This window comes from Psychrobacter sp. M4, assembly GCF_055699795.1.
The window spans coordinates 3,299,633-3,311,109 of sequence record NZ_CM146740.1 but is presented as its reverse complement, the minus strand read 5'-3'; the positions used below and the strand labels follow the sequence as shown (position 1 = coordinate 3,311,109).

Sequence of the window (11,477 nt, the reverse complement as noted above, 5' to 3'; positions counted from 1 at the left end):
TTAAAAGCTAAAATTAACCCAAACTAGCCTAAATTAGCTTTCATAAAGTCCATCATTTTATCCCAGCTCTCTTTAGCCGCTTTTTCATTGTAGCCTAGATCGATATCATTTTTGGCAGCACGCTCATCAGCTTGTGGATTACTAAAGCCGTGCTTGGCGTTGTCATAAACATCAACAGTATAGTCAACGCCGGCATTGTCCATCTCTTTTTTGAAGTCTTCAACGGCGTCCATTGATACCATTGAATCATCGCGGCCATGAGCGACTAATACTTTGGCCGAGAAGTTGTTGTCAGCAGGCTGCTTGGGAGCAAGCGTACCGTGGAAGCTGGCAACCGCTTTTAGTGGCATACCTTCGCGTGCCATATCAAGGACGACTTTGCCGCCGAAGCAAAAGCCAATCGCGCCGATGTTATCACCATTAACAGCGAGCTGATCGCTAAAGTCGTTAAGTACCAAGCGCGCGCGTGCCATCAGCATATCTTGATCTTCAAGGACTTGCTGCATCCACATTTGCGCCATTTCAGCATCACCAGTGAGCTTACCTTCACCATAAGCATCCATAACTACTGCTGCATAGCCGGCTTTCGCTAGTTTTTCGGCGACGTTTTTGGGATACTCGACCACGCCCCACCATTCAGGGGCAACAAAAATACCGGGTACTGGATTAGTATCAGAGGCATTCTCTGGTAGGGCCACGTAGCTGATTAGCTCAACGCCGTTTTCAGTAGTGCTAATAAGCTCAAAGCTTTTAATTGACATAGTATCGTCCTTTTTATGTTAGGGGTTTTACAAATCGTTTATAAATAATAAAAAAGCCCCATTATAGGCTATTTGTTTTAGAGTAAAACGATTATAGCATTGCGTTTCGATTACTCGCTCTACCTTACCGTTCATGGCGCTCAAAAACAGCTATAATACTGTAACGCTGTTTATCAAAATGCTACCATTTATCGGACTATTATTATAATTAGACGAGCATTGTCAGAATTAACAAAATCTTAAGAGGTTAAACTTGTCACAGCAATTATCATCAACATTGATTACTGATACCACATCGATAAATTCAAAGCCGGCGCTAAGACCGCAATTTTGGTCGCGTTTTAAACTGTCTGAACTCAATCACAGTGAGTGGGAAGCCTTATGCGATGGCTGTGGTTGTTGCTGCTTGATTAAATATATGGACGACGATGACAGCGAGGTAGAAGACGTTGAATATACTGATGTCGCCTGCAAGCTGATGGATTGTGCCACTGGTTACTGCCAGCATTATGATGTCCGTCAACACTATGTACCAGACTGTATTCAGCTCACGCCTGACAAGCTGCCTAGTATGATGTGGCTACCCGCGCACTGCGCTTATAAACGTCTGTATAAAGGGCAGTCGCTACCGAGTTGGCATCTGCTCCTGACCGAAGACGCGGTGCTTACTCAGCAGCAAATGCGTGCCGCTAATATTGGCGTGGCAGGGCGTTGTATTTCCGAGACTGGCATCACTGATGAAGAGATGGAGACGCGCGTGGTCAATTGGGTGACACCTTAGAGAATTAATTTTAACAGACATCAATCCTCAGAAGCTCTAGCCGCAGACTGCGCCTTCGCTTCGGCCTCTCTTTTAGAATCAGCTAACGGCGGAATAGGAATGCCTTGACGAATTTGAGCCGAGAACTCGCGGCTATTAACGTCAGCATTTACGCTCGCCTCATTATCAAAGCCTTGAGTCTTGGGATTGATATGAGTGCGCTCATACCACATGTCCATCGACCACGGTTGGCCGCTCTGTCGCTCTTTATTTAACTGAGGATTAGCATCGAGCATACCTACATCATATAGGTAATTGGGCAACCAGCCGGAAACCCAAATCCGATAATCCCAAGGCAGCCGATCACCGCTGACGATTCGTGCCATATAAAAAATAATATTGGTACAGTTGCTGACCAAGGTGTTGTACCAAGCCGGTTTAGCATTCAGCTCATCAGCGGCTATTAAATAAGACTCAAATAGCGCCTTGACCTCAGACTTTTGTAAATGACTGATGGGAAACAGATAAACCTGCTCGCCGCGCGCATTACTACGCGTATAAATAATATCGCGCTCCTCAGCACCAATAAGGCTGAGCTCATAACGGCGAAAGAATCCTGCTAGCGCTGAGAACGATTCGCCTTCCTCCTTACGAATCTCAAACGAGAAGGCAAGCGGCCTGTCATCTTCAAAGCGAAAGCTCACTAGAGTATGAGCAATCAGCGGTCCCATCCAGTAAGAGTTGCTGACATCGACACCAGATAATTTGGACATATCAATCGTACGCGTGTCCCAGCGCTCATCTGCTTCATCAGGGGTATGCCAATCAAAGTTACGTACGTTGCTAAAGGTAATCAGATCAGGATTATTGGCATCCCGCTCGTAGGTTATCACTTGACTAACCTCTGGTTGCCAGTTGCGATCTTGTTTAGCTTCGATAGAGAAAAACCAACCAAGACCTGCCAGCCAAATAAAAGCATAACCGCCAGTAAGCCATCTACTAAGTTTTTTATTACTGATCTTTTTATTAGACAGCTTATCGTCAATCTTATTTGCAAGTTTTGTACGGTATGTTGCAGATAATAAAGGTATTAACAGACCTATAATGACTATTGTGGTAAGCCAAGTTATAAAACTGGTAGCGCCAAACTGATACCAAATAGCTAATAGTAACCAGATGGCCGATAATATTAACGTCACTATGATGAAAAAACGCATAAGACGATGCTTCCAAGATTGAGAGTAGGGGCTATCGTTTTGGTTTTGAGTCAGTTGCTGGTTATTATCGTTACGTGAGGATAGTAGCTTGGAGAAAAAAGAGCGAGGCGACATAAGAGGGAGTCATGTTAATAAAGAAGTTGACCATAGCAAAGTTTATAACACACTGACAATACAATTTGCATAAATTTGTCGTTGAATGTCTGTAGGGCTTACGATAAAGTGAAACTAAATTAGAGTGGTATATTAATTGCTAAGCAATGACTAGGCCGTATTTAGTCATTGTTTTTAATCTTTATATGGCATTTCGATAGTTGCTTAATGATAGTTGCTTGAACGGTTACTTCAATTTTTATTCATTCGTTTTATTAATTAAGATTTTTCTTAACTAAAGAGGTTAAACCACATTACCATGTCTGACGACACCCCTAGCCCGAGTAGTTGGTCGATGCGCGGCTTAAAACGCTGGCTATCGACTGCCCCTGAAACCCGTGATGAGCTCATTCGCTTGGTGCAAGATTCACGTCAATTCCTAGAGCCTGATACTGTTGATATGCTAGAGGGTGTGCTTGATCTGCCAGCCACCCAAGTGCGTGAAATCATGACGCCGCGCCCGCAAGTCATTGGTCTACATGAAAGCACCAGCCTCATTGAGGTGATGGATATTATCCTTGATACCACGCATTCACGTTATCCAGTATTTGATAGTCAAGACGATGATGCTGTTATCGGTATTTTGCTCGCCAAGGACTTGATTCCTATTTTGGTGCATATGGTGCGTGGCCAAGAAGAAAAGATTGGTAGCAAACGCCTAAAAGACTTAGTACGCCAGCCCTTATATATTAGTGAGTCCGCGCGTTCTGATACTTTGCTACGCTCATTGCAGCAGACTCAAGTGCATATGGCTATTGTCGTTGATGAGTTTGGAAATTTTGGCGGCGTGGTTACTATGGAGGATTTGCTCGAGGAGATCGTCGGTGACATCGTTGATGAGCATGATGACTTCGATGAAGACAGTGACATTAATAACATCGTTGCTCATCCAGAGAAACCTAATACTTGGCAGGTGCAAGCATCTACTGTGATTGAAGATTGTAATGACGAGCTCGGTTCCCATTTTGATGACACCGATGTCGATACGATGGGCGGTTTAGTTATGCAGACTCTAGGCTACGTGGGCGATCTTGAAGGAGAGAGCGTGCAGATAGATGATTGGGAGATCAAAGTGGTTGACGTAGAAGGACGCTTTATTCAAAAGCTAGAGCTGACCAAAACTACTCCTGAGCAGCGTTTATTAATAGGTAGCCACTAGACTAGAGACGCGTTAAATAACATTGATGTTATAATTATTGCTAAATAAGCTCAATAAAAAACACGATTGCGGTCGTGTTTTTTTGTTTTTTAGGAATGGTATTTTTGGTACGCAAATTTACCCATTAAACGGCATAGACTGGTATCATATGCGCATTTGAATAGGCGAATTTAATTTTGGGCGCTATTATTTAAGCACTATTAATAGCACTATTACCTCATAGTAAGTGTTTCTATTTTACTCTGAATCATTTTTACTTGGAATGGAATAAAAGTGGGCCTCAAAGTTAACGCTTTACATCATAAGATTTTGGATAATTGCTATGCGCCTGTCTACTCATGATTTACAAAAGCGTTTAAACCCTGCTAAGCCTAAACGTTTACCCCTTATATTGACTATTTTGATCGCTTGGCTTGCTGGTGCCATATTTTTATTCGCTCTTGCGCCTTATGGTTTCTGGCCTCTTGCAGTAGTATCGCCTGCTATCTTGTATGCGCTACTATTGCCAAAAATGAGTGGCAAGCGTGCGTTTATCATCGGTGAAGCTTACGGCGCAGGGCTATGGTGCGTGGGTGCGTTTTGGTTATACACCTCTATCCATACTTATGGTGGTACTCCAGCATGGCTGGCACTACTTATGATTGCCATTATGGGGTTAGGAATGGGGCTGTTTCATGGTTTTTTAGCCTTAATCTTTAATAAGCTAGTAGGGCGGCAGCCGTTTGCGTTTGCAGCGCTGTGGATACTCCAAGAGTGGCTAAAAACTTGGCTATTTACCGGTTTTCCGTGGTTGTTCGTCGGATACGCATTTACTGAACAGTATTGGCTATCCTCCTTAGCGCCCGTCGCTGGCGTGTTTGCTGTATCATTTGTGGCAGTGTTAACAGCTGCAAGTTTAATAGAGCTGTTACGCCGACGTGTAGGTTATGCTATTGCCTCAGGTGTGCTGTTAACCATTAGCGTAGCGCTGTGGCTAATCAATCCGCAGTGGACCAAACCGAAAGGTACGCCTGATTTATCCGTGTCTTTGATTCAAGGTAATATTCCACAAGATCTAAAATGGCTAACTGAATATCAGGTAGAGACGCTAAAGATATATGCAACTCTAACCCGTAGCGAATGGGGTCGTGATATCGTGGTCTGGCCTGAATCGTCGATCCCTATGTTTCAGACCGAAGCGCTGGGTTTTATTAATGAGATGGTGAAAATGGCTGAGGAGACCGATACCACATGGGTGACTGGTATTCCTTATAAAGATGAAGCGGCATTTGACCCTGGTACCGATAAATATCCGCCGTTTTATAACAGTGTCATTGCTTTAGGTAGCGAGGCTGAAGGCTTGTATAAAAAGCAGCGTTTGGTGCCGTTTGGTGAATACATTCCCTTTGAAGGCGTGCTCGATATTTTGCCAAATTTAGCTGGTAGCCAAGATATTATGAGCTACAGTCAAGGTAGCGATCAGCAATTGCCATTACGGGTGCGTGGTCATAATCTGGGCTCAGCGATTTGTTACGAGGTAGCCTATCCTAATACAACACGTAAAAACGCTATCGGTACGGACTTTTTATTGACCATCTCCAATGATGCTTGGTTTGGCACCTCGGCAGGTCCGCTGCAGCATTTACAAATGGTACAAATGCGCGCATTAGAGAACGGTCGTTGGTTTATGCGCGCCACCAATACTGGCGTGACCGCGATCATTGATCATAAGGGTCGTATCGTCAAGCGTGCGCCGCAGTTTGAGCGTACGGTACTGCGCGGTGAGCTTCAAGCTCGGGTTGGCAATACGCCCTTTATGCGTTTCGGTCATTATCCGCTGCTAGTCATCATTGCTCTGTTATTATTGCTAAGCTATTTAGGTAAGCGTGAAAGTACTGCAAATACTGTAAAACATTCAAGTAAAGCGGCAGGCAAAAGAGGCAGATAAAAAATGCCAACAATAAGCCCTTTAAATCGTTAAGGGTTTTCACAAATTGAGATAAATTGCGATATAATAGGTTAAATTTCTAAATATTCTTGTGCAAGGTGGGTAGGGTATGTCAGAACATGTTGTCGAAAATAATCCAAAAAAAGAGTTGCTATTTGCCTTGGGCGGCGTTGCCTTATTTTTAGGTATCGTCTTACTTATTGGTATTTCAGCTTTTTTACGCCCAGCTGGTGAACATATTACCGCTGAGACTACAGAAGCGTCGGCAGCAGCTGAGCAAGCAGAAGATGTTGTAGCAGAGGACGTTGTAGTAGAAGATGCTGCTCCAGCTACAGACACTACTTCCGATACTACTGAAGCTGCTACAGTTGGTGCCACAAGTACTGATACGGCCGCTGATGCGACCGTTACCCCTGCTCCTGAGACAGGTGATGCAGTAGTAGCTACCGGTTCAGCGACTGCAACTGCCGATGGCACGGTTGATCAGGCAGCTGTCGATGAAACTGAATTGAGCGCTGAGCAGGCAGATGGTGATGCCGAAGGCACTGAACCCGCTACTACTCAGTAATAACAACTACAGGTTAAAATGTCTTCTTATTTGACCTGCAGTTAATGTTATTTTCTAAAATGACAGACTGTTAGTATTACTAGTCATAGCATCAACTTATTATTTTTAATAGTTGGTGCTTTTTTTTGTCCGTTTTTACAGTTGAGCTGTAATGAATGAACCGTGTTTCTCTTTACTTGTATTTAATCTAATGAAACAATAATGCGCTTATATGACTGTCTATCCTCATAATTGACGACTTAGTCGCATTTATATTGACGTAATTAAACAACTTTGAAAAACAAGCAGTCTTGAATAAAGGAATAAGTCTATGAGCACAGAACCAAAAGCGCAGGCGAGTGCCGCTGAGATTGAAGCATTAGATAATGGGTTTATGGGACATCCTAAACCACTACGTCCATTGTTTTTTACCGAGATGTGGGAGCGGTTTTCTTATTATAGTATTCGTCCCCTATTAGTACTATTTATGGTTGCAGCCGTGGCAGATGGTGGTTTTGGGTTTACCGAAACCAAAGCTTCAGCCATCTATGGTATCTTTGCAGGGTCATTATATTTGGCGGCTGTTCCCGGCGGCTGGCTGGCGGACAATTGGCTTGGCCAAGAGCGGGCACTGTGGTGGGGTAGTATCATTATTGCGCTTGGCCACCTTTGCATTGCACTCTCTGCGATATTTGGCATGACGCTATTTTTCGTAGGTCTTATGTGTATTGTCATGGGCTCAGGGCTCTTTAAAACCTGTATCTCAGTGATGGTCGGCGCGCTGTATCCTGAAGGTGACGTACGCCGCGATAGTGGTTTTACGATATTTTATATGGGTATCAATATCGGCGCGTTATTAGCAGCGCTTATTGTGGGCGTGTTCAAAGAACAAGGCATGTGGCATATCGGCTTTGGGGTCGGTGGTTTGGGTATGCTAGTGTCGCTGCTTATTTATCGCTTCTCAGCTCAAAAGACGCTAACGCATTATGCCCAAACCAAAAATATCACGCCTGAGTGGGAGCACGCCAATGACAATCATACAAATATAGGTCGCTGGGTTACTGGATTCTTAGCTTTGCTGGCTGCCGTAGTTATCTTGGTTGCCGCTGGTATTATGCCGTTTAATCCTGAGATCGTGGTGACGTATATGACTTACATCATCGCCGCTGTGGTTGTCCTGTATTTTGCCATATTGTTTGTCTTACCGAGGTTTGATAAGACAGATAAGCTGCGTTTGTTAACTTGTTTCATACTAATCATCGGCTCGACGCTGTTTTGGTCAAGCTTTGAGCAGCAGCCTACCTCTTTTAATTTATTTGCCGATAATTATACCGATCTAGATGTTTTGGGTTTTCAAGTCCCTAGCATTTGGTTCCAATCGCTAAACCCTTTATTTATTTTAATACTCGCGCCAATTGTCAGTATTATATGGGTGAAGCTTGGCAATAGAGGAATTGAGCCCAATAGCATGGTCAAGTTTGCTTTGGGTATGCTCTTGGCAGCAGCAGGTTTTGGCCTGATGATTTTTGCCTCAAAAAGTATCCTAACCAATGATGGGGGCTTGGCTTCTCCTCTATGGCTAGTCGGTAGTCTTTTATTATTGACATTGGGTGAGCTGGCGCTTAGTCCTGTTGGCTTGTCGTCAATGACTAAGCTTGCTCCAAAAGGGATGCAAGGACAGATGATGGGGCTATTTTTCGCTTCAATCGCGATGGGTAATTTAGTTGCCGCTTTTTTTGGCGGTTTTGTGTCAGCGGACAAGATTGAAGCATTACCCGGTTTATTTACCACTATGATGCTCTTCTTGGTTGGTACGGCTGTAGTGTTATTAGTTTTGGCAAAACCCATCAACAGTATGCTTAAAAAGAGTGAACATGCAGATCAAAGCACTTAAAAATAACCCGCTTAGATATAAGTCTTACCAGTACTGCACAACGAAACGTATTGCCAATTACTGTTGGTAATACGTTATAGTCCAAAATAATCCAAAAAGATATTTTATGACTTTGTTGAAAGCTCATCATCTACCCCTAATAACACTCTAATAGCATTCAATTCACCCTATTTATCAAGGTAATTAATATCAAGTCAAAGTTGTCTGCTTTGACAGACCTCAGTAAAACAGCTCTAAATATAAAAGGAATAATATAATGAATAAACAAATCATTCATGAGCGTATCGAGCGCTTACGCCAAGCACTAGCTACACAAGATTTAACAGCGATTATTGTGCCTTCTGCTGATCCGCATTTATCTGAGTATCTTCCAGAGTATTGGCAAGCGCGCTTATGGTTATCAGGGTTTACCGGTTCAGTGGGTACTTTAGTGGTTACCGCTGATTTCGCTGGACTGTGGACGGATAGCCGTTATTGGGTGCATGCCGGTGAGCAATTAGCAGATACAGGTATTGACCTGCAAAAGCTAGCTCCGGGCAAGCCCAATCACATTGATTGGTTAAGTGAGCATTTAAGCGAGGGCGATAGCGTAGCGGTCGATGGCAATGTATTGTCTATCGCTGAACAAGATCGTCTGTTAGATGCTTTTGATGAGAATGATATTACTTTGATCACTGATCGTGATGTTTTGACGGATATCTGGAACGATCGCCCTGAATTACCAACGGCTACGTTGTATGAACACGACGACAAGTTTGTGTCGCAATCTGCGGCATCGAAGCTCAAAGCGGTGCGCGAAGGTATGGCGGAGGCAGGCGCCACGCATCATCTGTTATCGAGCCTAGATGATATTGCTTGGTTGACTAATTTGCGCGGTGCAGACGTTGATTATAACCCGATATTTTTAGCACATATGCTGATCGATAATGATAAAGCAATGTTGTTTGTCGATAATGATAAAGTCAGTCGTGATATTGAGCAAAGTCTAAAAGACAGTGGCATTACGCTTGCTGATTACGACGCGGTACAGGATGCTTTAGGAGAGCTTACACCTGAGGATATACTATTATTAGACCCAAATAAGGTAGCAGTTGGTACCCTATCAAAAATGGCTGATGACGTTGGTTTTATTGAGCAAATAGCCCCTAGCACTTTGTTAAAATCAGTCAAATCTGAGACTGATATTGAGCACGTGCGTGAAGCTATGCGTCAAGACGGGGCGGCGTTAAGTGAGTTTTTTGCTGAGTTTGAAAAGCGCTTAGCCGATGGTGAGCGTTTGAGCGAGCTGGACGTTGATAGTATGCTCATTGAAGTACGCAGTCAGCAACCAAACTATATCTCGCCAAGTTTTCCAACCATTGCAGGCTTTAATGCAAATGGTGCATTGCCGCATTATCGTGCTACTCCAGAGAAGTTTAGTTATTTAGAAGTTAGAAATGGCGACGGCGGGCTATTGCTTATTGATTCAGGCGCTCAGTATCAAAATGGTACGACTGATATCACTCGTGTCGTTGGTATTGGACAAGTCACAGCGGAGCAAAAACGCGATTTTACTACGGTGCTAAAAGCTCATATTGCGCTGGCCCGTGCCAACTTCCCTGACGGTATTGCCTCACCTTTAATTGATGCCATTTGCCGTGCACCGTTGTGGCAGGCACAAATGGACTATGGTCACGGTACCGGCCACGGCGTGGGTTACTTCTTGAATGTTCATGAAGGACCGCAAGTGATTGCTTATAGTGCCAGCACTCCCAAAGAGCGGGCGATGAAAGAAGGTATGATCTCAAGCAATGAGCCAGGACTATACCGCGAAGGTAGATGGGGTGTCCGTATTGAAAACTTAGTGGTGAACCAGCCTGTTGTTAATCCAAGTGAGACGGAGTTTGGTGATTATCTGTACTTTGAGACCGTCACTTATTGCCCTATCGATACCCGTTTAATTGATAAGACGTTACTGAACCAAGTCGAGATTGACTGGCTAAACGATTATCATGGTAAAGTATATGACGAGCTAAATGATCGCGTTGAAGGGGCTGCGCTTGAGTGGCTCACTGAGCGTACACAAGCCATCTAAACCTATTTGTATAGCTATCGGTATAACGCAAAAAGTCCAGTAAAACAATTTTACTGGACTTTTTTAGTGGCTTTTAGCAAAGTATTTATTGGTAATATTATTTACGACTTTTTGGCATTATCATCAGCAGCTTTATTTTTTGCCGCTGACTCATTGAGTTGCCGACTCACCTCAGCGCGTAGCCATGATTTTAAGTCTTCAGATATCTGCATCATCTGCTCACTTAAATAATCGTCGACATGCATCTCAAGCTCGTGAATCAAGTCTTCATGAGCGGCGTTTACCACTGGATCTTTAAGAGATAGGTCAATCGCTGCGCCCTTTTTGGGTTTAACAATTGTGGTTTCAGAAGCACGATCTGCCGTATCAGTAGTAGCTCTAGCGCTGTCATCGACTTGGTTTTTGCTATCATCGTCAGCTTTACTGTCTATATTAGCTGCATCAGTTGTTTCCGCTACCGTGTCACTAATGCTGTCTCTCTCTTTTTGCGCTGCGGTCTCTTTTTCTTGTTGTGCTTTTTCCTCTTGCCGCTGCGCCTCGGCCTTGGCACGTGCCTCTTTTTCAGCAGCTAGCTTTTCTTCAGCTTGTTGTTTCTCGGCTGCTATCCGTAGAGCGGCTTGTTTATCAGCAATCTCTTTAGCAGCAGCTTGTTGCTTCTGATAAGCAGCATAAAGATCGTCAAGATGGGCATCTAAGTCATGGGTACTAAAGACGAACTCCTCAAAAGGGGTGTCCGTCTGTAGTAAGGTAGTAATATCCGTCAATTCTTGCACAATAGCGGCACGTACTGGTTCTGGCGCCTGTGTCCAACGCTGATAAAATTGATGCGAAAAAGAATAGCTTGACATAGAATTTTCCATAAAGGTTCTAAAAATTACCCCTTATCATACGCAAATACGATAAGGGGCTGCAAGGGGACAAGCCTATTTAAGCTAATATTAATACCAAGCTAATAGCTTTTGTATGACTTTATAAGTTAACCAGT

9 protein-coding genes are annotated in these 11,477 nt (G+C 43.7%); 6 read left to right on the top strand and 3 right to left on the bottom strand.

The genetic code is table 11. The features are described 5' to 3' along the window. Positions 1-23 precede the first annotated feature (23 nt). Entirely contained in the window at positions 24-761 is a 738-nt protein-coding gene (locus ACR63N_RS13850; protein ID WP_367105512.1) for a dienelactone hydrolase family protein, read from the bottom strand. Between the two features lie 298 nt (positions 762-1,059). Between ACR63N_RS13850 and ACR63N_RS13845 the strand changes: the two genes are divergently transcribed. Then, complete coding sequence (locus ACR63N_RS13845) at positions 1,060-1,542, top strand: YcgN family cysteine cluster protein (protein WP_472782754.1); 483 nt, start codon at positions 1,060-1,062, stop codon at positions 1,540-1,542. A gap of 20 nt (positions 1,543-1,562) precedes the next feature. Here the strand turns inward: ACR63N_RS13845 and ACR63N_RS13840 are convergent, their stop codons facing one another. Next, on the bottom strand, positions 1,563-2,852 hold the full coding sequence (locus ACR63N_RS13840) for an Lnb N-terminal periplasmic domain-containing protein (RefSeq protein ID WP_472782183.1): 1,290 nt from the start codon (positions 2,850-2,852) through the stop codon (positions 1,563-1,565). A gap of 298 nt (positions 2,853-3,150) precedes the next feature. On the opposite strand from ACR63N_RS13840, the gene ACR63N_RS13835 reads away from it, so the two are divergent. From ACR63N_RS13835 to ACR63N_RS13815, 5 genes are all read left to right on the top strand, one after another. Next, on the top strand, positions 3,151-4,050 hold the full coding sequence (locus ACR63N_RS13835; protein WP_472782182.1) for a transporter associated domain-containing protein: 900 nt from the start codon (positions 3,151-3,153) through the stop codon (positions 4,048-4,050). A 322-nt stretch (positions 4,051-4,372) separates the two neighbouring features. Then, on the top strand, positions 4,373-5,977 hold the full coding sequence (gene lnt, locus ACR63N_RS13830; protein WP_472782181.1) for an apolipoprotein N-acyltransferase: 1,605 nt from the start codon (positions 4,373-4,375) through the stop codon (positions 5,975-5,977). Positions 5,978-6,086: 109 nt separating this feature from the next. Continuing rightward, positions 6,087-6,545: a hypothetical protein gene (locus ACR63N_RS13825; RefSeq protein ID WP_367107273.1), complete on the top strand. Its 459-nt coding sequence runs from the start codon at positions 6,087-6,089 to the stop codon at positions 6,543-6,545. Positions 6,546-6,855: 310 nt separating this feature from the next. Continuing rightward, on the top strand, positions 6,856-8,418 hold the full coding sequence (locus tag ACR63N_RS13820; RefSeq protein WP_367107272.1) for a peptide MFS transporter: 1,563 nt from the start codon (positions 6,856-6,858) through the stop codon (positions 8,416-8,418). A gap of 256 nt (positions 8,419-8,674) precedes the next feature. After that, positions 8,675-10,492 (top strand): aminopeptidase P family protein, encoded by a 1,818-nt coding sequence (locus tag ACR63N_RS13815; protein ID WP_472782180.1) that lies wholly within the window; start codon positions 8,675-8,677, stop codon positions 10,490-10,492. 101 nt (positions 10,493-10,593) lie between these two features. Here ACR63N_RS13815 and ACR63N_RS13810 read toward each other — a convergent pair whose 3' ends face one another. Further along, complete coding sequence (locus ACR63N_RS13810) at positions 10,594-11,340, bottom strand: hypothetical protein (RefSeq protein ID WP_367105519.1); 747 nt, start codon at positions 11,338-11,340, stop codon at positions 10,594-10,596. Positions 11,341-11,477 lie beyond the last annotated feature (137 nt).

Bases quoted from the DNA above. Each gene is read 5' to 3' on its own strand.
- ACR63N_RS13850 (WP_367105512.1), bottom strand. From the start codon at position 761: ATGTCAATTAAAAGCTTTGAGCTTATTAGCACTACTGAAAACGGCGTT.
- ACR63N_RS13840 (WP_472782183.1), bottom strand. From the start codon at position 2,852: ATGTCGCCTCGCTCTTTTTTCTCCAAGCTACTATCCTCACGTAACGAT.
- ACR63N_RS13835 (WP_472782182.1), top strand. From the start codon at position 3,151: ATGTCTGACGACACCCCTAGCCCGAGTAGTTGGTCGATGCGCGGCTTA.
- lnt (WP_472782181.1), top strand. From the start codon at position 4,373: ATGCGCCTGTCTACTCATGATTTACAAAAGCGTTTAAACCCTGCTAAG.
- ACR63N_RS13825 (WP_367107273.1), top strand. From the start codon at position 6,087: ATGTCAGAACATGTTGTCGAAAATAATCCAAAAAAAGAGTTGCTATTT.
- ACR63N_RS13820 (WP_367107272.1), top strand. From the start codon at position 6,856: ATGAGCACAGAACCAAAAGCGCAGGCGAGTGCCGCTGAGATTGAAGCA.
- ACR63N_RS13815 (WP_472782180.1), top strand. From the start codon at position 8,675: ATGAATAAACAAATCATTCATGAGCGTATCGAGCGCTTACGCCAAGCA.
- ACR63N_RS13810 (WP_367105519.1), bottom strand. From the start codon at position 11,340: ATGTCAAGCTATTCTTTTTCGCATCAATTTTATCAGCGTTGGACACAG.